The sequence below is a fragment of the Gryllotalpicola sp. CP2-P1 genome, assembly GCF_057512245.1.
Genome location: NZ_JBLRDT010000011.1, coordinates 1 through 21,638 on the forward strand (window position 1 = coordinate 1; position 21,638 = coordinate 21,638).

General features: G+C 69.5%; 23 protein-coding genes and 1 tRNA gene. 11 read left to right on the plus strand and 13 right to left on the minus strand.

The features are described 5' to 3' along the window. Nucleotides 1-584, plus strand: a 584-nt coding sequence (locus ACM2XV_RS01790) for an FAD-dependent oxidoreductase (RefSeq protein ID WP_487025786.1), incomplete at its 5' end; no start/stop codon positions are given. Between the two features lie 39 nt (nt 585-623). On the opposite strand, the gene ACM2XV_RS01795 is transcribed toward ACM2XV_RS01790, so the two are convergent. Next, a tRNA-Met gene (locus tag ACM2XV_RS01795) sits at nt 624-700 on the minus strand. Nucleotides 701-771: 71 nt separating this feature from the next. Between ACM2XV_RS01795 and ACM2XV_RS01800 the strand changes: the two genes are divergently transcribed. Both ACM2XV_RS01800 and ACM2XV_RS01805 read left to right on the plus strand, forming a co-directional pair. Further along, nucleotides 772-1,827 carry a glycoside hydrolase family 26 protein gene (locus tag ACM2XV_RS01800; RefSeq protein WP_487025787.1) on the plus strand — a complete coding sequence of 352 codons (1,056 nt, stop codon included), beginning with the start codon at nt 772-774 and terminating at the stop codon, nt 1,825-1,827. A gap of 13 nt (nt 1,828-1,840) precedes the next feature. Further along, nucleotides 1,841-2,650, plus strand: coding sequence for a carbon-nitrogen hydrolase family protein (locus tag ACM2XV_RS01805; RefSeq protein ID WP_487025788.1), 810 nt, complete (start codon nt 1,841-1,843; stop codon nt 2,648-2,650). Here the strand turns inward: ACM2XV_RS01805 and ACM2XV_RS01810 are convergent. Continuing rightward, nucleotides 2,626-3,822, minus strand: a complete 1,197-nt coding sequence (locus ACM2XV_RS01810) for a pyridoxal phosphate-dependent aminotransferase (RefSeq protein WP_487025789.1) — start codon at nt 3,820-3,822, stop codon at nt 2,626-2,628. The two genes, ACM2XV_RS01805 and ACM2XV_RS01810, sit on opposite strands and share 25 nt — an antisense overlap. Before the next feature lie 357 nt (nt 3,823-4,179). Between ACM2XV_RS01810 and ACM2XV_RS01815 the strand changes: the two genes are divergently transcribed. The 4 genes from ACM2XV_RS01815 to ACM2XV_RS01830 all read left to right on the plus strand — a co-directional run bounded on the left by ACM2XV_RS01815 (nt 4,180) and on the right by ACM2XV_RS01830 (nt 8,486). Beyond that, nucleotides 4,180-4,749 (plus strand): hypothetical protein, encoded by a 570-nt coding sequence (locus ACM2XV_RS01815; RefSeq protein WP_487025790.1) that lies wholly within the window; start codon nt 4,180-4,182, stop codon nt 4,747-4,749. Between the two features lie 374 nt (nt 4,750-5,123). Further along, nucleotides 5,124-5,573, plus strand: coding sequence for a PKD domain-containing protein (locus tag ACM2XV_RS01820; RefSeq protein ID WP_487025791.1), 450 nt, complete (start codon nt 5,124-5,126; stop codon nt 5,571-5,573). A gap of 118 nt (nt 5,574-5,691) precedes the next feature. Then, complete coding sequence (locus ACM2XV_RS01825) at nt 5,692-7,368, plus strand: S1C family serine protease (RefSeq protein ID WP_487025792.1); 1,677 nt, start codon at nt 5,692-5,694, stop codon at nt 7,366-7,368. Nucleotides 7,369-7,457: 89 nt separating this feature from the next. Then, the gene (locus ACM2XV_RS01830) at nt 7,458-8,486 is read left to right on the plus strand and encodes a glycosyltransferase family 2 protein (protein ID WP_487025793.1); all 1,029 of its coding nucleotides are present in this window, start codon (nt 7,458-7,460) and stop codon (nt 8,484-8,486) included. Between the two features lie 19 nt (nt 8,487-8,505). Here ACM2XV_RS01830 and ACM2XV_RS01835 read toward each other — a convergent pair whose 3' ends face one another. Next, entirely contained in the window at nt 8,506-10,041 is a 1,536-nt protein-coding gene (locus ACM2XV_RS01835) for a CDP-glycerol glycerophosphotransferase family protein (protein WP_487025794.1), read from the minus strand. Then, nucleotides 9,945-11,300: a CDP-glycerol glycerophosphotransferase family protein gene (locus ACM2XV_RS01840; protein ID WP_487025795.1), complete on the minus strand. Its 1,356-nt coding sequence runs from the start codon at nt 11,298-11,300 to the stop codon at nt 9,945-9,947. The genes ACM2XV_RS01835 and ACM2XV_RS01840 overlap by 97 nt, the downstream gene beginning before the upstream one ends. A gap of 50 nt (nt 11,301-11,350) precedes the next feature. On the opposite strand from ACM2XV_RS01840, the gene ACM2XV_RS01845 reads away from it, so the two are divergent. After that, the gene (locus ACM2XV_RS01845; RefSeq protein WP_487025796.1) at nt 11,351-12,571 is read left to right on the plus strand and encodes a CDP-glycerol glycerophosphotransferase family protein; all 1,221 of its coding nucleotides are present in this window, start codon (nt 11,351-11,353) and stop codon (nt 12,569-12,571) included. Here the strand turns inward: ACM2XV_RS01845 and ACM2XV_RS01850 are convergent. Beyond that, entirely contained in the window at nt 12,568-13,347 is a 780-nt protein-coding gene (locus ACM2XV_RS01850; protein WP_487025797.1) for a hypothetical protein, read from the minus strand. The genes ACM2XV_RS01845 and ACM2XV_RS01850 overlap by 4 nt on opposite strands. A 30-nt stretch (nt 13,348-13,377) precedes the next feature. Between ACM2XV_RS01850 and ACM2XV_RS01855 the strand changes: the two genes are divergently transcribed. After that, nucleotides 13,378-13,959 carry a hypothetical protein gene (locus ACM2XV_RS01855; protein ID WP_487025798.1) on the plus strand — a complete coding sequence of 194 codons (582 nt, stop codon included), beginning with the start codon at nt 13,378-13,380 and terminating at the stop codon, nt 13,957-13,959. An 18-nt stretch (nt 13,960-13,977) separates the two neighbouring features. Here the strand turns inward: ACM2XV_RS01855 and ACM2XV_RS01860 are convergent, their stop codons facing one another. After that, nucleotides 13,978-14,706, minus strand: a complete 729-nt coding sequence (locus ACM2XV_RS01860; protein WP_487025799.1) for a DUF1361 domain-containing protein — start codon at nt 14,704-14,706, stop codon at nt 13,978-13,980. Nucleotides 14,707-14,757: 51 nt separating this feature from the next. Continuing rightward, a complete protein-coding gene (locus tag ACM2XV_RS01865) occupies nt 14,758-15,696 on the minus strand; it encodes a hypothetical protein (protein ID WP_487025800.1) in 939 nt (312 codons plus the stop codon). Between the two features lie 27 nt (nt 15,697-15,723). Between ACM2XV_RS01865 and ACM2XV_RS01870 the strand changes: the two genes are divergently transcribed. After that, the gene (locus tag ACM2XV_RS01870) at nt 15,724-16,047 is read left to right on the plus strand and encodes a helix-turn-helix domain-containing protein (protein WP_487025801.1); all 324 of its coding nucleotides are present in this window, start codon (nt 15,724-15,726) and stop codon (nt 16,045-16,047) included. Here the strand turns inward: ACM2XV_RS01870 and ACM2XV_RS01875 are convergent. The 3 genes from ACM2XV_RS01875 to ACM2XV_RS01885 all read right to left on the minus strand — a co-directional run bounded on the left by ACM2XV_RS01875 (nt 16,044) and on the right by ACM2XV_RS01885 (nt 18,036). After that, entirely contained in the window at nt 16,044-16,322 is a 279-nt protein-coding gene (locus tag ACM2XV_RS01875; protein WP_344774183.1) for a hypothetical protein, read from the minus strand. The genes ACM2XV_RS01870 and ACM2XV_RS01875 overlap by 4 nt on opposite strands. Before the next feature lie 89 nt (nt 16,323-16,411). Further along, complete coding sequence (locus ACM2XV_RS01880; RefSeq protein WP_487025802.1) at nt 16,412-17,209, minus strand: ABC transporter ATP-binding protein; 798 nt, start codon at nt 17,207-17,209, stop codon at nt 16,412-16,414. Nucleotides 17,210-17,214: 5 nt separating this feature from the next. Then, nucleotides 17,215-18,036: an ABC transporter permease gene (locus ACM2XV_RS01885; protein WP_487025803.1), complete on the minus strand. Its 822-nt coding sequence runs from the start codon at nt 18,034-18,036 to the stop codon at nt 17,215-17,217. Nucleotides 18,037-18,077: 41 nt separating this feature from the next. Between ACM2XV_RS01885 and ACM2XV_RS01890 the strand changes: the two genes are divergently transcribed. Further along, the gene (locus ACM2XV_RS01890; protein WP_344774189.1) at nt 18,078-18,869 is read left to right on the plus strand and encodes an LLM class F420-dependent oxidoreductase; all 792 of its coding nucleotides are present in this window, start codon (nt 18,078-18,080) and stop codon (nt 18,867-18,869) included. A gap of 3 nt (nt 18,870-18,872) precedes the next feature. On the opposite strand, the gene ACM2XV_RS01895 is transcribed toward ACM2XV_RS01890, so the two are convergent. The 3 genes from ACM2XV_RS01895 to ACM2XV_RS01905 form a co-directional block, all read right to left on the minus strand. After that, on the minus strand, nt 18,873-19,862 hold the full coding sequence (locus ACM2XV_RS01895) for a hypothetical protein (protein WP_487025804.1): 990 nt from the start codon (nt 19,860-19,862) through the stop codon (nt 18,873-18,875). 309 nt (nt 19,863-20,171) lie between these two features. Continuing rightward, nucleotides 20,172-20,879 (minus strand): phosphonatase-like hydrolase, encoded by a 708-nt coding sequence (locus tag ACM2XV_RS01900; protein WP_487025805.1) that lies wholly within the window; start codon nt 20,877-20,879, stop codon nt 20,172-20,174. Beyond that, entirely contained in the window at nt 20,876-21,637 is a 762-nt protein-coding gene (locus tag ACM2XV_RS01905; RefSeq protein WP_487025806.1) for a GntR family transcriptional regulator, read from the minus strand. The genes ACM2XV_RS01900 and ACM2XV_RS01905 overlap by 4 nt, the downstream gene beginning before the upstream one ends. Between the last annotated feature and the right edge of the window lies 1 nt (nt 21,638).

Genomic DNA, 21,638 nt, shown 5'->3' on the forward strand with positions numbered 1-21,638 from the left:
CGGAGGGCGGCTCGCTCGAGGCATCCGTCGCCATCGTTGCGCTCGGCGCGTGGACCTCGAAGCTGCTCGCCGGCCTCGTTCCGCTGCCGCCGCTCGTCGTCACGCAGGAGCAGCCGGCGCACTTCGCGCTGCGCAGCGACGGGGCGGATGCCTCACGCTCCTGGCCCGGCTTCAATCATCGGCCCCGCCCCAGCGGTGACGAGTGGTGGCTCACCCCGATCTACGGCATGTACACGCCGGGTTTCGGCGTCAAGGCGGGCTGGCACGGCTCGGGCCCCGTGACCGACCCCGACGCGCGCACCTTCCAGCCCGAGCTCGCGCAGCTCGAGGCGCTGCGGCGCTACGCCGCCGAGTGGCTGCCCGGTGCCGACCCTGATCGCTTCGAGCCGATCAGCTGCACGTATACGACGACGCCCGACCATGACTTCGTGCTCGACCGCGTGGGGCGCATCGTGGTCGCGGCCGGCTTCAGCGGGCACGGCTTCAAGTTCACGCCGGCGATCGGCCGCGTGCTCGCCGATGTGGCGACGGGCGAGGCGGATGCCGCGCCGGCGGCGTTCAGGCTCGATCGGTTCCAGGCATGAGAAAACCCCCGGTCAGAATTGCTTCTGACCGGGGGTCATTGGTTGCGGGGGCAGGATTTGAACCTACGACCTCTGGGTTATGAGCCCAGCGAGCTACCGAGCTGCTCCACCCCGCGTCACAAGAGAACACATTACCAGCTTGTGAACCGCGCGCGAAATCGACAGCGGATTCCGTAGGCTCGAGGGCATGGCAACGACGCCCCCGATCGATGCCCATGCGACCGCCGAGACGCGGGCGCTTCTCGCTCGTCTGCACGAGCTGACCGGCATCCGCAGCTTCTTCGGCCATCAGGACGACCTCGCATACGGCGGCATCGAACCGCATGTCGGGCGCATGCCCGGCATCGTCGGCTTCGATCTCGGCGGCATCGAGGCGCTCGCCGGGCACAATCTCGACGGCGTCCCGTTCCCCGCGATGATCCGTCAGGTGCGCGAGGCTCACGACAGGGGAGCCCTCGTGACGCTGAGCTGGCACTCGGTGAATCCGATCACCAATGGCGGCTACGGGCAGAACACGGCGCCGATGTCCATCGCGTCCGTGCTGCCCGGCGGCGAGTGCCACGAGAAGTTCGTGCGCTGGCTCGATCACGTCGCGATGTTCGTCGAGCAGCTGACGGATGCCTCGGGCCGGCCGATCCCGATCGTCTTCCGTCCGTTCCACGAGCACACCGGCGACTGGTTCTGGTGGGGGATCGGCGGCGACAACCCGCAGAACAGCCCCGACGAGTTCGGCGCGCTATGGCGCTTCACCGTCGAGTACCTGCGCGATGTGGCCGGCCTGCACAACCTGCTCTGGGCGATCTCGCCCGACCGCAGCCGCCTGCGCCTCGACGCGTTCGAGGACGACTATCTGCGCGGCTACCCGGGCGACGACTTCGTCGACGTGCTCGGCATCGACAACTACTGGGACGCGGGCCGCGCCGACGACGACCGCACGCCCGATGAGCTGTTCGACGACTACGTCGCGACGCTCGAGGCCGTCGCCCGGTTCGGCGAGGCGCGCGGCAAGCTCGTGGCACAGACCGAAACCGGAACCCCGAGCGAGCCCACCGGCCACGCCGCCGACCCGTGGACGGGATTCCTCGCCCGCGCCGCCGACCGCAGCGAGCTCACCCGGCGACATCTCTGGCATCTGGCCTGGCGCGATGAGGTGGCGGCGCCGCCCGACCTCGCGCGGCTCGTGGGGCATCCGCTCATCGCCTTCGCCGGCGACGTCGACGACCTCTATAGGGTCGAGGAGTGAGCGAGCAGCGAGCATGAGCGAGTTGGCGGTCGCCGTCGCGCAATTCGCCCCGGGACCGGATGCGGATGTCAACCTCGAGACGATCCGCGAGTTGACGGATGCCGCGGCCGAGCGGGGCGCGCAGCTGGTGGTCTTCCCCGAGTACTCGTCGTTCTTCGTGAACCCCGTGGGCGCGCCCTTCCTCGAGGCCGCCGAGCCGCTCGACGGGCCGTTCGCGACGGCGCTCGCCGCACTCGCCGACGAGCACGGGGTGGCGATCGTCGCAGGCATGGCCGAGTCGCGCCCGACGGACCCCGGGCGGTTCACGAACACGGTCGTCGCCGTCGCACCGGGCGCAGGGGTCGTCGCGAGCTATCGCAAGCAGCACCTCTACGACGCGTTCGGCGCGCGCGAGTCGGAATGGGTGGCGCCGGGCGAGCTCGCCGAGCCGCAGGTGTTCGCGGTCGCGGGCGTGCACGTCGGCCTGCAGACCTGCTATGACTTGCGCTTCCCCGAGGTGACGCGCCGCATTGTCGACGCGGGCGCGGAGCTCGTCGTGGTGCCGAGCGAGTGGGTGCACGGCACCCTCAAGGTGCACCACTGGCGCACTCTGATCGCGGCGCGGGCGATCGAGAACACGGTCTTCGTCGCGGCGTCCGATCACATTCCACCGGTGGGGGTCGGTAACTCGATGATCGTCGACCCCATGGGCGTCGTGCTCGCCGAGCTCGACGACGAGACCGACTTCGTGATCGCTCCGGTCGCCGCCGAGCGCGTGCGCGAGGTGCGCGCGGTGAACCCCGCCCTGCAGTTGCGCCGCTACCGGGTCATCCCAGCCAGCTGAGCGGCCGCGCGCTCGAGCACCTCTTCCTTCTTGCAGAAGGCGAAGCGCACGAGCGACCGGGCCTCGCCCCGGTGGGCGCTCGTATAGAAGGCGGACAGCGGAATCGCGACGACCCCCGCGCGCTCGGGCAGCGTGCGGCAGAGGTCGACCGCGTCGGGGAAGCCGAGGGGCGCGGCATCCGCCACCACGAAATACGAGCCGTGCGAGGGGAACACGTCGAATCCGGCGCTGCGCAGCCCCCTGCTGAGCAGGTCGCGCTTGCTGCGCAGCGTGTCGGCGACACCCGTGAAGAAGCTGTCGGGCAGGCCGAGCCCCACCGCGATCGCGGGTTGGAAGGGTGCGCCGTTCACGTACGTGAGGAACTGCTTCACGGCAAGGATCGCGGTGATCAGCGCGGGCTTCGCCGTGATCCAGCCGATCTTCCACCCCGTCGTCGAGAAGGTCTTGCCGCCGCTCGAGATCGAGATGGTGCGATCGGATGCCCCCTCGAGGCTCGCCACCGGCGTGTGCGGCGTCTCGAACCGCAGGTGCTCATAGACCTCGTCCGTGACGATGTAAGCGTTGTGGCGGTGCGCGAGCTCGACGATGGCGCTGAGCGTCGCGTCGTCGAAGGTCGCGCCGGTCGGGTTGTGGGGGTTGTTGACGAGGATGATCTTCGTGCGGTCGGTCACCGCCTTCGCGAGCTCGTCGAGGTCTGGCGCGAAGTCGGGCGCGCGCAGCGCGACCGTGACGTGCCTCGCGCCGGCCAGCGCGATCAGGGCGCCGTATGCGTCGTAGAACGGCTCGAAGGTGACGACCTCGTCGCCGGGTTCGACGAGCGCGAGCAGTGTGGCGGCGAGGGCTTCGGTCGCGCCCGCGGTGACGAGGACCTCGCGGTCGGGGTCGTAGTCGAGGCCGTAGAAGCGGTGCTGGTGCTCGGCGATGGCCCGCCGGAGCTGGGGGATGCCGGTGCCCGGCGGGTACTGGTTGGCGCCGCTCCTGATCGCTTCGGTCGCCGCGTCGAGGACCTCGCGCGGGCCGTCTTCGTCGGGGAAGCCCTGGCCGAGGTTGATCGCGCCGGTCGTGGCGGCGAGGGCGCTCATCTCGGCGAAGATCGTCGCGGCGATGGTGCCGTCGGGGGCCAGCAGGCCGGCGCCGGCTGCCGCGCGTCGCCAGGGTCCGGGGGTGTCCATGGCTCAACGGTAGTTGGGCGGCCGCGGTGGGGTGGTCGGTTGTGGGGGCGGCGTGGCGATGTGGCGATGTGGCGATGTGGCGATGTGAGTTGGGGGACGCCCCGGCGCCGAGACGACCCTTGGTGCTGTTTCGGCTGGCGCCCGCGTCGCGAGACGACGCTTGGTGTTGTTTCGCTCGGGGGCCCACGCCGCGAGACGACGTTTGGTGCTGTTTTGGTCGGCGCCCGCGTCGCGAGACGACGCTCGATGCCGTTCTCAGCGCGTATTGCGACATCTCGAGTCGTCTCGCGGGGGTCTTCGCCGGCGGCCTGTGGAAAGTGCCCGAGCCGAGTTCGGCGGATGCCCTACCTTGGGCGCATGCGGATTCCCGGTCGCACGATCCTCACGGCCTGCACTGTCGCGCTCGCGGCGGGTTTCCTCGCGGGGTGCACCCCGTCGCACCCGATCACGGAGCCCGCCAAAACCCCCAAGCCGACCCCGACTCCCGTCTTCACTTCAGATGCAGACGCCCTCGCCGCCGCAACAGCGACTTTTCAGAAGTACGAGGCCGCTTCGGACAAGGTTGGAAGAGGCGGTTGGGAAGACTCGAGTCCCGTGCGGCCTTTCGTCTCCGACGCGGGTTATGAACACGAGCTCGCGTCAGCTAAGAAGTACCGCGCCCAACATGCCCACGCATACGGAACCACCGTGATCAATAACACCAAGCTTGAGTCACATCGAGAGCGAGCAGGAATCGCCACTGTCCGCATGTACGTGTGCGAAGACGTTTCGGCTGTCGACGTCAGAGATGCGTCCGGTAAGTCCTTGATCTCGCCGGATCGCTCTGACTTGGTTGCGTTTGTGACGGAACTGAGGGGTCGGTCGGCAAGCTCGCTCGTCATACAGTCCCTCGATTACTGGTCCGGCGGCGGGATATGCAAGCAGTAGCGAGTTCGGTCCTCGCAGTGTTGCTGGCTGTGGCGCCCGGTGTCTTTTCCGGAGCTGGCGAGACAGACACTGGTGGAACCTGGGTCGATGACGGTGTCAGGATCGACGGCGCCACGTCTGGCGACGAAGGCAGCCCTGGCCACGGCCGGGGTCATACTGCCGAGGCCGGCGCGAGTCACATCACGAAAGCGAGCCCCTCGCCCAAACCGCCGCCCAACCCGCACTGGACCGTGTGCACCTCGGGCGCGTGCACCGCGCGCGAGCCGGCGGAAGTCGGGGCGCCACCCTCACCCGCCCCTGCGGCGGACCCACCCGCGCCGGCCGAACCGGGCGCGCCGCCGACTCCCGGGCTGACCGACGTCGCGCACTTCCTGGTGGGGAATCCGACCGCGAAGTCCGAGCCAGCCGGCTGGACGATCGCCGGCGTCGAGACCAACTTCATCGCGAACGCGGGGGAGAGCGAGCAGGCGGGGGAGTTGCTGGGCCAAGCGGTGACCGTGCACTTCACTCCGGTGGCATACGACTGGCGCTATGGCGACAACAGCGGGCGCACCACCACGACTCCGGGGGCGACGTGGGCGGCATCCGGCTTGCCTGACTTCTCGAAGACGGCGACCAGCCATGCGTACGCGAGCCGCGGAACGTACACCGTGACAGTCACGGTCGAGTACTCCGCGCGCTACCAGTACGCGGGGCAGGCATGGGCTGACATCCCCGGTACGCTGGGCCTTACTTCCGAGCCGATCACCGTGACGGTGAAAGGGGTCAAGACGGTGCTGGTCGGAAAGACCTGCGACGAAAACCCGTCAGGACCAGGTTGTTGACCCAGGGCAACGAGTTGCCCGCAACACTTGGCGACATTCGAGACGGCTCCAAGAGTCGTCATAAGGTCCGCACAGCTTCGCGTCGGATGCTTGAGGTGCTTGGAAAAGGAGCGAACCCATGAGCGACAACGCGAACGAGCCTGTGAACCCCGATCAGACCGAGAGCGCGCAGCCCCAGAACGTGCCGACAGAGCAGCCCGAGGCTCAGGCCTCGAGCTGGCAGGCCCCCGCCCCTGAGCAGCCGGTCGCACCGCAGCCGCCGCAGCAGAACCAGGCGCCCCGCTGGGGCGAGTACGCGCCGCAGCAGCCGGGCCAGCCCGCGCAGCCTGCGGCACCCGCGCAGCCGGCCTCGCCCCAGCCCACTCAGCAGTACCCGACCGGCCAGACCGCCGGCTATCCGCAGGGGTACCAGCACACGCAGCCGACGCAGCCGGTGGGCGCGCCGCAGCAGCATCCGTACTACGCCCAGTTCAACTCGCAGCAGCCCCTCAACGTGCCCCCGCACGCAGGCCAGCCCGGCCAGCCGGGTCAGCCCGGCCAGCCCGGCGGCGACAAGCCCCGAGGTGAGCGCACGCTCACGGGAAAGTCCATCGCGATCATCGCCGCGGCACTGGTCGTCGGCGGCCTGCTCGGTGGCGGCATCGGCGGCGGCATCGCTGCGGTCGCGAGCCACAGCGGCGGCACGCCGGTCTCGATCAGCGGCGGCGGCAGCGGCGCCTCCAATGTGACCGTGAACGACGCGAAGAACGCGACGCAGGTCACCGCGGTCGCCGCGAAGGCCTCGAACAGCGTCGTGACGATCAACGTCACGGGCCAGCAGGAGTCCGGCACCGGCTCGGGCGTGATCCTCACCGACGACGGCTACATCCTCACCAACACCCACGTCGTGACCCTCGATGGCGATGAGTCCGACGGCCAGATCCAGGTGCAGACCAACGACGGCACCCTCTACACGGCCAAGGTGGTCGGCACCGACCCCACCGACGACCTCGCCGTCATCAAGCTCAACAACGCGAAGGGCCTCACGCCGATCAGCTGGGGCGACTCGTCGAAGCTCAACGTCGGCGACCAGGTCATCGCCATCGGCGCGCCGCTCGGTCTGCAGGGCACCGTCACCGACGGCATCGTCAGCGCCCTGAACCGCAGCGTGACGCTCGCGTCGAGCGCCCCGAAGCAGAGCAGCGGCGACGGCGGCAGCGAGTCCGACCCGTTCGGGCAGTGGGACTTCGGCGGCAGCAACCCCTTCGACCAGGGCCAGCAGTCCTCGAGCGACGACAGCATCTTCGTGCCGGCGATCCAGACCGATGCGGCGATCAACCCGGGCAACTCGGGCGGTGCCCTGCTCAACAGCAAGGGCGAGCTGATCGGCATCAACGTCGCCATCGCGAGCACCGGCTCGAGCAGCGACTCCACGAGCCAGTCGGGCAACATCGGCGTCGGCTTCGCGATCCCCGCGACCGTCGCGCACCGCATCGCAGACGAGCTGAAGGACACCGGCAAGGCGACGCACGGCCTGCTCGGCGCCACCGTGAGCAACGCCGCGGCGCAGTCGGATGCCACCACGGTCGGCGCCCGCATCGAGTCGGTCAACTCGGGCAGCGCCGCGAGCGGTGGCGGCCTCAAGGCGGGCGACGTGATCACGAACGTGGGCGGCGTGCCGATCACGAGCTCCGACGATCTCACCGCCCAGGTGCGCTCTGCCGCGGCCGGGTCGACCATCAAGGTCACCTACGTGCGCGACGGCAAGACGTACCAGACCGACGTCACGCTCGGCACGTACTCGCCCCAGTCGTAACCACCTTGCGGGGCGGCGGCGCCGCGGGGCGAAGCGGAGCTCCAGCCGGCCGATTGGTAGGCTGGAGCTCCGCCGAACGACTGGATTCCATGCCGCACGACCACCGCGATCTGGGCGAGCTGCCCGGCGTTTCGTACGTGATGCCCGTTCTCAACGAAGAGCAGCACGTGGCCGCGGCGGTCGCGAGCCTGCTCGCGCAGGACTACGCGGGGCCGTCCGAAGTGGTGCTCGCGCTCGGCCCGAGCACCGATGGCACAGACGCGGCGGTGGCGGCGCTGCTCGCGCGGGAACCGCGGCTCACGGTCGTGCGCAACCCCGACGGCTCCACTCCCGCTGGGCTGAACCGCGCGATCGAGGTATCCTCGTACCCCGTGGTCGTCCGGGTCGACGCGCACTCGATCCTGCCTGCCGACTACACGCGCACGGCGGTCGAGGTGATGCAGCGCACCGGCGCCGACAACGTCGGCGGGGTGATGGATGCCCGGGGCGTCACCCCCTTCGAGCAGGCGGTGGCTGTCGCCTACGGCAGCCGCATCGGGCTCGGCGGCACGCGCCACCACACGAGCGGCCGTGAGGGGCCGGCCGAGACCGTCTATCTCGGCGTCTTCCGCCGGCAGAGCCTGCTCGACGCGGGGCTCTTCGACGAGGGGTTCAAGCGCGGCCAGGACTGGGAGCTGAATCGCCGCATCCGCTCGCGCGGCGGCATCGTCTGGTTCACCCCGGCGCTCAAGGTCGGCTACCGGCCACGAGCGAGTGTGCTCGCCCTTGCCCGCCAGTTCTTCTCGACCGGCGTGTGGCGCGGCGAGCTCGCGCGGCGCTTCCCGGCGAACAACGGACTGCGCTACTGGGCGCCGCCGGTCGCGGTCGTGCTGATCGTGCTGGGCATCGTGGCGGGCTGCCTCGCCGAGCTGTCGCCGTGGTGGCTGCTCGGGTTCATCGTTCCCGCCGGCTACCTGCTGATCGTGCTCGCGTCGAGCGTGATCGCGCGCCGTCACGGCCTGCGGGCGATGGCCTGGTTCGTGGTCGTGCTGCCGGTGATCCACTTCACCTGGGGAACGGGGTTCATCCTCGGGTTCCTCAAGCTGACGCGAAACCTCGCCGAGTTCACCGGCAGGTAGCCGGCCGCGACCCACGAAGTCAGAGCAGGCCCTCGCGGAAGATCCGCTCCACGACGCGCGCGCCCGCCTGGCCGTCGTCCTGCGGGTTGAAGCGCGCGCGCCACTCGGCATAGCGCGTCGCATGCGTCGCGGCTGCGGCAGGGGCATCCGTCACGGCGTCCACCAGCTCGGTGATGCTCGTCGTCACAGGACCGGGTGCGACGGGGAACAGGTCGAAGGTGAACCCGCGCGTCTGGTCGCGGTAGTGCTCGAAGTCGGGCACGTAGAAGAAGATCGGCTTGCCCGTCACGGTGAAGTCGAACATGACCGAGGAGTAGTCGGTGATGAGCACGTCGGCGGCGAGGTAGAGCTCGCTGATCTCGGGGTAGCCCGTCACGTCGATCACCCCGGGTGCGGTGACGGATGCCCCCGGCTGCAGCGTGCGCGAGTGACCGCGGATCAGCGTGACGAAGCCGGGGCCCACGCGCCGCGCGAAGGCGGCGACGTCCAAGTGGTCGACCGCGCCGGGGCGATCGTCGCGCCACGTCGGGGCGTAGAGCACAACGGTCGCCTCGGGCGCGACGCCGAGGCGGGCGCGCACGGCGTCGCGCGCCTCGTTCCGCGCGACGATGTCGTTGCGCGGGTAGCCCTCGTTCCAGATCGGGCCGCGGAAGGCATACGCCGAGCGGAATACTTCGGCGCTGAACGGGTTCTGTGCGAGCAGGATGTCCCACCGGCGGCTCTCGGCGAGAGCCGCCGCGCGCGACCGCAGTCGCAGGCCGGACTTGTCGAGCGCGAGCTTCTTGAGCGGTGTGCCGTGCCAGGTCTGCAGCACGGTCTGGCCCGGCCTCTTGTGCCAGCGCTTCCGCAGCCAGTCGTTCACGACGAGCAGCCGCGCGGTCGCGCGCGCGTGCCACCACTCGGCGCTGCCCTCGATGACGCGCACGGCGCCCTCGGGCACCTGCACCGAGGCGTCGGCGACCGACCAGTACCGCGTCACCTCGGGGTGCGAGGCGGCGAGGGCGCGGTCGATGCCGAGCGGGTTGCACGAGACGTTGTTGCCGAAGTAGCTCTCGAAGAACACGGCCTTCTCGAGCGGCTCGCGGCTCGCGCGATACTCCGCGTGGAGCCGCCGCTGGTTCGCCGCGCCCGCCTCGTCGTCGGCGAGGGGCGCACCGAGTGCGACGGTGATCGCGCCGCGAGCGGCGCTCACCTCAAGGCGGAACGAGGTGCCGTAGCGGCGCGCTGGGGGGAGCGTCGCGACCGTCTCGAGTTCGAGAGGATGGCCCCCTGGGCCCATGACCGTGAGGGCATATTCCCCCGAGCGCGGCACGGTGGGCGTTCCCCAGTTCGTGACCTCGAGGGGGATGCGCGCGCGCCAGCGGCCGCCCTCTGCCACGACGTCGCCGGGAAGCACGGCGCGCGTGCCGCGCAGCAGCGCCGTCTCGGGCGCGGCACCGGTGACAGGGCCCTCGGCGATCAGCGCGTACCCGGCACCTGGGCCCGCGCCCTCGACGCGCACCGCATCGACACGCAGCGGCACGGCGGCGGCGAGCGACGGTGCGGCGGGCGGCATCGCGGCGGCGTCCCGGCGAGTCGCCGCCCGATCAGCTCGACGAGTCGCTCGGTGGCGCGACCGTCGTGGAAGGAGTGATAGCGGTCGGCGAGCCAGGCTGCGTGCTCGACGAAGGGAGCGCGGGCCGAGGCCGCCGTCAGCACGCCGGCGAGCACAGGAAGCAGCGAGCCCCAGCTCGCGACCTCGCGGCCGCCCGAGAAGTCGGCGTACGGCTCATAGGCCCCGCGTCGCCCCACGTACTCGGCGACGTCGGGCGCGAGGAACAGGATCGTGCCGCCGGTCAGCGCGAAATCGAAGGCGATCGACGAGTAGTCCGTGATCAGCGTGTCGACGGCGGGCAGAACCGGGGTGATGTCGGGCTGCAGATCGGCGCCGAGCAGCGCGATGCGGTCGCTGGCCGCGACACCCGGGGCGAAGTCGCCGCGGCCGAGCGGGTGCGAGCGGATGAGCAGCAGCGCATCGGCGCGCTCGAGCAGCCTGTCGAGCTCGACCCATTCCTCGGCGGAGGGCACGGCGGGGTGGGCTCGCCCGTCGCGCCAGGTCGGCGCATACATCACGAGTCGGGCCGTCAGGGCGCGCGGCTCGTTCAGCGCGAGGGCGATGCGCTCACGGGCGGCCCTCTCGCGTTCGTCGCGGCTCCCGGCGAGCAGCACGTCATCGCGCGGGTCGCCGGTGACGACCGCTTGTCGCTCGGTCAGGGCGAACGCCGAGCGGATGCGCGCGGCGGCAAGCGGCGACGCGGTCGAGAAGAGCGAGATGCCCCGGCCCGAGCGGCCGTAGGCGCGGCGCACCAGCCGCGCGACGAACGGCAGCCTGCCGACCACGGGCACGCGCATCGCCTCGGGCGAGTCGATGCGCAGCCGCTTGAACGGGATGCCGTGCCAGACGTTGACGACGAACGCGCCGTGCGTCGCGAAGCGGTTCACGTCGCCGAAGCCGTGGGTGACGACCAGCACCTGGGCCCGCAGGGTCAGGCGGAACCCGCGCCACGAATAGCGCATCGCAGCAGGGATGCCGAGGGCGCGGGCATCCGCCAGATCACGTGAGTTGCGCGCCAGCCAGACCACGCGGGCGCCCGCCTCGTGCGCGCGCACGTGTTCGAGCACCGCGAGCGCGCCCTCGCCGACGCCGATGCCGGACCCGAACGCCCACAGGCCCGGTATGCGGGGCACGAGGGATGCCGCGAGCCGGCCGAACCCGTAAAGGGGAAGAGCCGCGATCTTGCGCACATTGCCCGCTGCGAAGGTGAAGCGACCCATGCCTGAAACGGTATCAGCGCCCGTATACCCGGCGCCGGTAGCCTCTCGCTGTGGGACTTGTGAAAGACGCGCGCTCCGCCATTCGACTCGTGCGCAAGGCGCTCGCGCAGCGCCGGGCCCGCGCCTGGTACCGCGCGCGGCTGCGCGAGGCGCCGCCGCTGCCGGCCGGTGAGTTCAAGATCGCGGTGTACTACGCCGACGGCGACGTCAACCTCTACCAGGTGCGCCAGTGGTACAAGCCGCTCGCCGAGCTCGCGAAGACCTGGCCCGTCGTGATCATGTCGCGCTCGATCACGGGCGCCGAGCCGCTGCTGCGGGAATCCCCGGTGCCCGTCGCCTACCTGAAGACGGTCGTCGACATGGAGGAGTTCCTCGCCTCGCAGGACATCCGCATCGTGCTCTACGTCAACCAGAACATGCGCAACTTCCAGATGATGCGCTACGGCCAGCGCTGGCACGTGTTCATCAATCACGGCGAGAGCGACAAGATGTACATGACCACCAACCAGTTCAAGGCGTACGACTACGCGCTGGTTGCGGGGGATGCCGCGCTGGCCCGCCTCGGCAGGGTGCTCTGGGACTACGACCTCGACAAGCGTGCGATCAAGATCGGTCGCCCGCAGGCCGACCACTACTCGGGGAAGCTGCCGTTCACGCCCGACGAACGGCGGGTCGTGCTCTACGCGCCGACGTGGGAGGGCGACCGGCCGGCGGCCGCCTACGGCTCCATCGTGAGCCACGGTGAGGCGCTGGTGTCGGCGCTGCTGGCCGACGCGCGGTACCGCGTGATCTACCGCCCGCACCCGCGCAGCGGTGCGGTCTCACGAGAGTACGGCGAGGCGAACCACCGCATCATCGCCGCGCTGCGAGCGGCGAACGCCGCCGACCCGACGGCGCACCACGTCTTCGACGACGGGCCCGAGCTCGGCTGGCAGCTCGCCATCGCCGACATGGCGATCGTCGACATCTCGGCGATGGTCTACGACCGGCTGGCGTCGGGCAAGCCACTGCTCGTGACCCGGCCGGTGAACCCCGACGCCGAGATCGATGAGGGCGGGTACCTGTCCGACGCGGACTGGCTCGAGGCATCCGACGCGGCATCCGTCGCCGCTCTGATCGACACGATGTCGCACGACGAGGCCGCGGCGGCGCGGCTGCGGAAGTGGGTCGAGCACTACTTCGGCGACACGACGCAGGGCGCCGCTACGAGGCGGTTCCATGAGGCGATCGACTTCCTCATGCGGCAGTGGGAGAAGTACGCGGCGAGCTAGCGGTGCGCTTTGAGGGCGCGCTTCGCGATCTCGTCGTCGAGCACGATGACCTCGGCGGGCGGGAACGCCTCACGCGCGGCCTTGACCACGCGGCGGCCGAGCACATTGTTGCCGAAGCCGCCGACGACGGCGCCGATGCCGTAGGGCAGCGCACGGCCGATGATCGACCCGGCCTGGTGCGCCGCGACGCGCTTGAAGAACGCGGTCTTGAGGCGGTTGAGCAGTGGCGCGACGAAGGCGCTCGGCAGTGAGTCGTTGACGATCGTGCCCCAGTAGCCGGCGCGCGTGACGTCCTCGTTGAGCACCTCGTAGCCGAACTGCTTGATGATGTCGCTGCCCTCTTTGCCGAGCATGAGGGCGAGCACGAGGCTGCGGGTGCGCTCGGGCTCGTCGACGGTGATGCCGTGCAGTTCGGCGACGGACTGGGCGAACAGGGCGGTCGCCTCGAGGAACGCGACCGTCTCGGCGGCCGACAGGGCAAGCGCCGTGACGGTGCCGATGGCGGGCACGACGGCCGTCGCACCGGTCGCGGCGCCCGTGGTCGTGACGGCGGAGAGGTAGCGGCGCTCGAGCACCCAGTGCAGCTGCTCGACCGTGGCGTCGGGGTGCTTGCGCCTGATGGCGTTGATGTGCGCGACGACGCCCGGGCGATGGAACCCCATGAGCTTGTCGACCGACTTCTCGATGGTGTTCGGCAGCAGGCGCCCCTTCACCTGGCCCTGCCTGTCGAGCTTGACGATCTCTTTCGACGTGCCTGCTTTCCCCTTGCGAGCCATGCGGCGAGTCTAGGCGGCTATGTTCGGACTATGGCTGTGACGCTCATTACTGCCGAGATGCTTGACAATCTGCAGGAGAGTCTGGTTCTGCGTCGCGCAACGGCGGCGCAGCTGCGGCAGCGGGCCGAGACCGAGTACTCCTGGGCGAGCGACGCGGATGCCTATGAGCTGGCGCCTGGGCTGGCGCGCTCGTACGTGCTGTCGGTCGCCGCCGACGACTTCTTCTCGGCAGGCGACGGCGAGCGGGCGCTCGCGGTTGCGCGCGAGGCGGCGGATGCCGCAGAGCCCGGCTCGTGGGACGGGGTCGTGTCGGTCGTCAGGGCTCACCTCGGCCTGGGGGCCGTCGATGCAGCGAAAGCGGCGGCCGACGAGGCGCGGCATGCCGCGGCATCCGACCCGGCGGTGGCCGAGATGATGGGCGACGCGTTCGAGCTCGCCGACGAGCTGGATCTTGCGGAACGCTGGTACACGATCGGGCTGCGCGGGCTCGACGTGGTCGAGAGCCGGTTCTGGCGCGAGCGCCTGCTGCGCGACCGCCACCGGGTGCGCCGTGACCAGGGGAAGCCGCTCGACGGATTCGATGAGGAGTTCGAGGCGCTCAGCTCGCCGTGACGCCCCCGCGATGGTCGGTCACGCGAACGACGCGCGGTAGAACAGCGTGAACACCGGCACGTAGACGAGCGCGACGAGCACGGCGTGCGACAGGACGAAGCCGCCCACTTCAAGCGCACGGCCCGGCTCGCGCAGATGATTCACGAGCTTGCGCGCGAGGGATGCCGGGTGCTTCACATCCCAGCTGTTGACGCGCAGGTAACGGCCGAGGTACACGCCGAACGCGCCGAGCACGATGACGGCTCCGGCGAAGAACCAGCTGAAGGCGGGCGCCCCCGCACCGCCGCTCGGGTCTGCGATGAGGACGATGAACTCGGCCTGCACGATCAGGAGGCTGGCGATGGCGTTGGCGATGCCCGAGAGGGTGAGAGTGAGCGTGTGGATGATGTCGAACCACAGCGGCACTTCGTCGTTCGCGGTGCGATGGCTGAAGTTCAGCTCTGTGATCAGGTAGATGGCGTTCGGGAAGAACAGCAGCCACAGCAGGGTCGCGACGACGAGGTAGGCCCACAGGATGAACGGCACGCCGCCTCGAAGCTGGCCGGCCAGGGCGGTGAGCACCGGAGCGAGGAACAGCAGACCGGCGACGGCGAACAGTGCGCCGACGACCGGGACGAAGGACAGCGCCACGTTGACGAGCATCGGCCGGTACAGCGCAGCGCCGTAGACGCGCGAGCGCAGCACGATCAGCACGGTGGCGTACGCGTTCAGCAACACCACCGCGATCAGGTCGACGAGCGCACCCATGCGTCATGCATAGCGCACGGCGAGCATCTGGCCGAAGTGTCTCGGGGAAGCTCAGACCTCGAAGACCTTCATGACCTCGTCGCCGTAGTCGTTGATGACCTTGACCGCGATCTTGCCGGTCTCGGGCCGGTCGAAGGGAAGCGAGACCGTGCGGTGGAGCGCCGACCAGGCATCCGGGTCGATGTCGGCCTTCAGTGCGACCTTGAGCGACTTGTACGGGTCGTTCTCGCCGGTGAAGTAGGCGTGGCGCACGAAGAAGGACTCCTCGTCGTAGCGCGTGTCGATCATCCAGAGCGCAATGTTCTTCGGGGCGCTGCTGCGCACCTCGCCGGTGTTCGGGTTGAACACGTCGACGCCGCGCAGTTCGACCTCGAGCCGGCCGTCGTCGAGCGTGCGCACCTCGATGTCGGGCTCGCCGAAGACGGTGAACAGGTTGCCCGTGCCCGTCTTCTTGAGCGCGTCGATCATGAGCAGGTCGACGTTCATGCGCACGATTTCGATGCCCGCGAGTTCGCGCTCGCCCTCAGAGACGTTCGAGTCGAAGGCGAAGCCGAGCACATACAGCACGTCGACGGACGGGTTGAGGTGCTTCGCTTCCTTCAGCGCGTCCTTCACGAACTTGGCGCTTACGGTGCCGTACTGAGGGCCGATTGCGACCGCGACGCGCGTCGTGGGGCGTTCGACGGATGCTTCATCCGAATCGCCATCGCCTGCAGCCTGACGTTCGCCGACAGCCTGAATCAGCGCTCCCGCGTACGGCTCAAGGCTCGCGAACGTGAAGCGGCCGGCCTTCGCGCCGTTCTGGATGCCCGACTTCGCGAGGTTCTCGAGAATCGACTGCTCGAACGTCGGAGCGTTGGGATCTTCGGCAGCGTCCTTCTCGCTGATCGTCTCGCGGTCGGTGCTGAGATCGTCGAAGGTGAGTGAGCGATGAGGGGAGAGGTAAAACCTAGAGGCATATAGACCCGAGGCACGCACGCTCTGGTTCACCCACATAGAGGCACATAGACATGAGGGGTGCCGAGCAACCGCAATCCGTCGAAGGCGATGAAGATCGTCGGGGAGCGCATCGCAGAAGCTCGACGGGCAAAAGGCATCAGTCAGGAGGACGCTGCCGTTCTCGCCGATATGCACGTCACGAGTTACGGCGTGCTCGAGCGGGGTTCGGGAAACCCGGCGTTGTTCACGTTGGTGCGCATCGCCCACGCTCTCGAGGTCGACCCGGGATCGCTGGTCGCCGGCCTGACCAAATCGGACATTCCAGGTGCCGAGCACATGCTGACCGCTTCACAGTTCGTCGAAGAGCGCATCCGCCGCGCGGGCGACCAGAAGCAAAGCTAGAACACCACCCGCCAGAGGTACTCGTCGTCGTTGTCTCGACGCCAGCGCACGACGAGCGTCGTCGCTCGCGCCAGGTCGTCGCCCGCGATCGGCAGCCACGCGGTCTCGCCCGCGCCGATCGTCATCGGGAAGTGCTCGGGCAGCGACCCCGGCCCGAGCAGCGCGAACGACACATGCTTCAGCGTCTCGAGGCTGGCGTTCTTCAGGCCGTAGGTCGGCGCGTGGTCGCGGATGAAGAGCCACGGAACGGGGTAGGCAAGCGGCACGTCTGACATGCGAGGCACGCTAGGTGGGGCATCCGACACCCCCGCTTGAAATGTGAAGAACCCGGATGCCTCGCAGGCAGTGCTGGGGAAGAGGGGCGCTACGCGTCGACGACCGGCGGCACCGACCCCATGTTGTAGTCGGTGTTGTAGCGGTCGATGACATCGTCGATGGGGCCGTCCATCACGAGCTCGCCCTTCTTCAGATACAGCCCGCGCGTGCAGAAGCGGCGCAGGTCGCGCTCGGAGTGCGAGACGAAGAACAGGGTGCGGCCAGCGGCGAGCAGCTCTTCGATGCGGCCGTAGCACTTCTCTCGGAACGCCTTGTCGCCCACCGCGAGCACCTCGTCGACGATCAGGATCGGCTCGTCGAGCTGCGTGATCACGCTGAACGCGATGCGCACCTTCATGCCCGACGACAGGTGCTTGTACGGCGTGTCGAGGAACCCCGGAATCTCGGCGAACGCCACGATCTCGTCGAACTTCGCGTCGATCTGCTTCTTCGTCATGCCGTGCAGGCCGGCGGTCAGATAGACGTTGTCGCGCACCGACAGGTCGTCGACGAAGCCGCCCGTGATCTCGATCAGCGGCGCAACGCCCTGACGCACCCGCACCGTGCCCTCGTCGGGGAACAGGACCCCCGCGATCAGCTTGAGCAGCGTCGACTTCCCCTGCCCGTTGCGGCCGACGACGCCGATCGCCTCGCCCGCGCGGATGCCGAACGTCACATTGCGCAGCGCCCAGAACTCGTCGGGGCGCGAGCGCCGGCGGCGGCCGGCGAACAGGTCCTTGAACGACCGCTTGGCGCGCTTGTTGCGCTTGAACCGGATGCCCAGATCGGACACCTCGATGACGTCACCGTCGCCGCCGGTGGCGACGGCCGGGGTGGAGTCGACCACGACCATCACATCTCCTTCAGCACGGCGGGCACCGAGCGCCGGAACACGAGCGTGCCGATGCCCAGGAGGACGAGCGCGCCGACCGCCGAGATCAGCACGTGGAACAGGTTGAGCTCCTGCGGCCAGAACGCGGCACGATACAGGCCCAGGATTCCGGTGAGGGGGTTCAGCTCGAGCAGCGGCCTGATCGGGAATCCGTGCACCGCCTCCGGCCACTTGGCCGGCGAGTAGAGCACCGCCGATGCATAGAACAGCACCCGCAGCAGCAGGCGGATGGCGCGCTCGAGGTCCTTGTAGAAGACCGTCAGCGGCGCGACGATCATGCCGAGCCCGTAGAGCAGGATCGCCTGCAGGACGAGCCCGACGGGGAACCAGAGCACGGACCAGGTCACGGGGGCGTGGAAGATCAGGGCGAAGATCGCGAGAACGGCGAGGGATGCCACATACTCGATGCCCTTGGACAGCACGATGCGCGCCACCCAGAGAGACTGGGGGAGCTTCACCGAGCGCACGAGCTTCGCCTCTTTGCTGAAGACCCGCGTGGCATCCGTGATCGTGTTGTTGAACCACGTCCACGCGAGCAGCCCCGCCATCAGATAGACGATGTACGGCTGCTCGCCGGCCGTGCCGCCGCGGTTCATGACCACCACGAACACGAAGAAGTAGATGAGCGACATGAGCAGCGGGTCGAGGATCGACCACACGTAGCCCAGCGCGTTCGTCGTGTAGCGCACCGACAGATCGCGCTTCGTCAGCAGCCACAGCGAGTGGCGGTATCTGGCGAAGGGTGTGCGCTGTGCGGGGCGCACGACGGTCGAGCTGGTCACGGCCTCAATGCTAGGGGTGATCGCTGGGTACGTTAGGGAGCGTGACCCAGGTACGAATCGGCGTTCAGATCGCCCCGCAGCATGCCTCTTACCAGCAGATCCGCGACACGGTCGTCGAGCTCGAGCAGCTCGGCGTCGATGTCCTCTTCAACTGGGACCACTTCTACCCGCTGTCGGGCGAGCCCGACGGGCTGCATTTCGAGGGCTGGACGATGCTCGCGGCGTGGGCCGAGCAGACCACGCGCGTCGAATTCGGATGCCTCGTCACCTGCAATTCGTACCGGAACGCCGACCTGCTGGCCGACATGGCACGCACCGTCGACCACATCTCGGCTCACGATGACGGCACCGGCCGGCTGATCTTCGGCATCGGCTCGGGCTGGTTCGAGCGCGACTACGACGAGTACGGCTACGAGTTCGGCACGCCGGGCACCCGTCTGGACGCGCTCGCCGAGGCGATGCCGCGCATCGAGGCACGCTGGTCGAAGCTGAACCCCGCGCCGACCCGCGACATCCCCGTGCTCATCGGCGGTGGCGGCGAGAAGAAGACGCTGCGCATCGTCGCCCAGCACGCCGACATCTGGCACAGCTTCAGCGACCTCGAGACGCTGAACCGCAAGAAGAGGATCCTGGCCGAGCACTGCGAGGCCGTCGGCCGGGACGTGTCCGAGATCACGCTGTCGTCGGCGTTCGGCAACGCGGCGCCGACCGAGGTCGGCGACGCGCTCGTCGAGGCGGGGGTGCGCCTCTTCACGATCGGCATCTCGGGCCCCGACTACACGCAGGACCTCGGCAAGATCAAGGCGGCCCTCGCCTGGCGCGACTCGCTGTAGGGCTCACCACAGCACCGAGAGAGCTCGGTTGCCTCGTGTCATCGGGATGCCGAGGGCACCGAGGGCGGTTCGCAGATCCGCCGGCCTGCGCACTGCGTGCATGCCCCAGCGGCCGACGTCGTTCCCTTCGCGCCTGAGCGCGTCCTCGCGAAGCTTCTCTTCGTAGACGGCCTGCCCCGGCGACTTGCCGCCGAGAAGTTCGTCTTTGAGGAACTTCTCTCGCCCGTCGAACTCACCGATCTTCTTGAGCTCGGGCCATTCGAAGTCGGTGCGGAAGTAGCGCCGCCCTCGGATAGGCGACGGATGCCTGGTCTGGAGCTCGGGCGGCGGAGCGCCGAACAGGTGCATCAGCACACGACTGCCCGATTCGCCCGGTGACTCGGATCTCGGGTCGGCGAAGTCGAGAGCTGCGAGGGCGCGCTGCGTGTTCTTGACATTCGGCTCGCGTTCCAGGATCGCCCGAATGCCGTCGCGGGAGAGCTCGACCAGGCCGGCATCGAGCGCAGGAACGGCGAACACGGGCATCAGCGATCGAGCGATGTCTGCGAGCGTCCGCTCGGGCCGCGTCACCCAGAACTCGCCCCACGGCATGAGGTCGTCCGCATCGAGGCCGCCGAAGTGCACGCGGATGCCTCGCTTGCTGCGCCGTGGAGAGTCGCGCTCCTCGAGGATGTCGACCTCGTCGGGCCAGGGCGGCAGAAACGGAAGGCCCAGGATCGCCAGCGCCGTGCGGTGTGAGAAGACCACGGTCGAACGCCTCGTCAGGGCGACGGCGGCCGCCTTCTCGAGATAGCGTCGGCGGAGTTCTGCCGGGCGGTGTTCCCAGGGCAGCTGGGTCACCGGTGGAAGCGCGTCGCGAAACAGACCATGGCGCAGCCGCTCGGTCTCGCCTCTGGCCACGCGGCGGCTGAGGGCACGCGACTCGGCGGTGCCGTTCAGGCTGGAGCGGCCGTCGATGATGCGGTCGAGCGGGGGCGCTGAGGGAGTGAGCACCCTGCTATTGACGCGCATCGGGCGTGACCTCCGTTCGCCGCATCCGCCTATCGGTGGACAACGGGGCGCGAGATGCGGCTGTGGATGGCAAGTCGATCGACCCGTTCGGTCGACGCGCGCGCGACCTCTCCGGCCCGAAACGGTCACGCGCGCCCGCGCCCGCGGCCGGAACTGTCTGCGGCGGAACGGGCGGCCGGGGCCGTGGCCCGAAACAGACACTCGCGCCCGGGGCCTCAGCCGCAGATGACCGTTTCGGAACAGGGGCGGCGTCAGGCCGCGGGATTCCGCGAGCGACCGGGGCCGCAGCCGTCACGCAGGCAGTTCGCCGTCGCGGGCGAGCAGACCGGGGATGTCGGCGACCGACGGCAGCAGATGGGTGTGCCGGTGCCGGCCGAGCTGCTCGGCGGTGTAGGCGCCGGTGAGCACCCCGACAACGTAGCGTGCGCCCGCCGCGACACCCGCGCCGAGGTCGTTCGCCGTGTCCCCGGCGACGAGCACCTCGGCGGCCGAAGTGACCCCGGTGAGCTCCATTCCGCGATAGATCAGGAAGGGGGCCGGGCGCGAGGCTGCCACGTCGTCCGAGGTGACGAGAGCGTCGACATCCCCGGTCTCGCCGTCGCCCGACCCGAGCTGCCACCCGACGATCTCAAGCAGCAGCTCGGCCACGTCGCGCGAGTAGCCGGTCTGCAGCGCCACTTTGACGCCGGCCGCGCGCAGAGTGGCGACCGCCTCGCGCACGCCGGGGATGACGGCGGGCCTGTCGGCCAGATACTGCGCCCGCAGGGTCGAGCGGAACTCGTCGAACAGGGTGTCCTGCCGCGAGGCGTCTTCGCCGAGCGCCTCGAGCAGCCCGCCGATCGCCGCGTGCTTGCTCGTGCCGCCCCAGGTGGAGAGCAGCTCGTCGCTGATGGTCGTGCCGGTCGCTTCCTCGACGGTCGAGCGCAGCACGGCATAGACCGTGCCCGCTTCCGCGATCGTGGTGCCCGCCATGTCGAGCGAGACGAGGCGAATGGTCATGCGGGAAGTCCTTCCGAGGCGAGCCGCGCGATGCTCGGCCGCGACACGGCCGACGTCGAGCGGGAGTTGCGGATCGCGAGCTTGGCGCGGTCGGTGCGGTAGCGGTCGTCGGCGTACTCGACGACCCTGCCGGAGGCGGACGAGGTGAGGCGCTCGACCCGCAGCAGCGGCGAGGCGAGGGGCACCTCGAGCTGCTCGGCGTCGAGCACGTTCGCCGCCACCGCATCGATGGTGTGGGTGCCGCTCTCGAGCGACACGCCGCGCTCGATCAGGGCGCCGAAGATCGACCCCTCGTCTGGGTCGAAGTCGAAGAGCCGCCGGCCCACCTCCGAGACGTACCAGCTGCGCTCGAGCATCGTGGGCCGGCCGTCGATCGAGCGGCGGCGCACGACGACGACGGCGCGATCGGATGCCGCGAGGTGCAGCTTCGCCGCCACCTCCGGCGGCGGCACGCGCCAGGCGAGCTCGAGGGTGTGCTGACCGGGCAGCCGCCCGGTCGCCTGCACCCAGGCGCTGAACGAGAAGAAATCGTCGATCGAGTGCGCCAGCGGCCGCCCGAGCACCGTGGGCACCCGGCCCTGGCTGGTCTCGATCAGGCCCTCGTTCCGCAGCTGGCCGAGCGCCTGGCGCACGGGCCCGCGGCTCGCGCCGAACTGCGCGCTCAGCTCGGACTCGGACGGAAGCGGCGCGCCGACCGGCAGATCCCCCGAGCGGATGCGCTCGCGGATCGCGTCGGCGACGACGACGTGTAGGGGCACT

Coding starts and splice junctions, on each gene's coding strand:
- ACM2XV_RS01805 (WP_487025788.1), top strand. CDS start 1,841: ATGAGCGAGTTGGCGGTCGCCGTCGCGCAATTCGCCCCGGGACCGGAT.
- ACM2XV_RS01840 (WP_487025795.1), bottom strand. CDS start 11,300: ATGGGTCGCTTCACCTTCGCAGCGGGCAATGTGCGCAAGATCGCGGCT.
- ACM2XV_RS01900 (WP_487025805.1), bottom strand. CDS start 20,879: ATGACCATTCGCCTCGTCTCGCTCGACATGGCGGGCACCACGATCGCG.
- ACM2XV_RS01800 (WP_487025787.1), top strand. CDS start 772: ATGGCAACGACGCCCCCGATCGATGCCCATGCGACCGCCGAGACGCGG.
- ACM2XV_RS01875 (WP_344774183.1), bottom strand. CDS start 16,322: ATGTCAGACGTGCCGCTTGCCTACCCCGTTCCGTGGCTCTTCATCCGC.
- ACM2XV_RS01815 (WP_487025790.1), top strand. CDS start 4,180: ATGCGGATTCCCGGTCGCACGATCCTCACGGCCTGCACTGTCGCGCTC.
- ACM2XV_RS01830 (WP_487025793.1), top strand. CDS start 7,458: ATGCCGCACGACCACCGCGATCTGGGCGAGCTGCCCGGCGTTTCGTAC.
- ACM2XV_RS01825 (WP_487025792.1), top strand. CDS start 5,692: ATGAGCGACAACGCGAACGAGCCTGTGAACCCCGATCAGACCGAGAGC.
- ACM2XV_RS01860 (WP_487025799.1), bottom strand. CDS start 14,706: ATGGGTGCGCTCGTCGACCTGATCGCGGTGGTGTTGCTGAACGCGTAC.
- ACM2XV_RS01850 (WP_487025797.1), bottom strand. CDS start 13,347: ATGGCTCGCAAGGGGAAAGCAGGCACGTCGAAAGAGATCGTCAAGCTC.
- ACM2XV_RS01835 (WP_487025794.1), bottom strand. CDS start 10,041: ATGCCGCCCGCCGCACCGTCGCTCGCCGCCGCCGTGCCGCTGCGTGTC.
- ACM2XV_RS01810 (WP_487025789.1), bottom strand. CDS start 3,822: ATGGACACCCCCGGACCCTGGCGACGCGCGGCAGCCGGCGCCGGCCTG.
- ACM2XV_RS01855 (WP_487025798.1), top strand. CDS start 13,378: ATGGCTGTGACGCTCATTACTGCCGAGATGCTTGACAATCTGCAGGAG.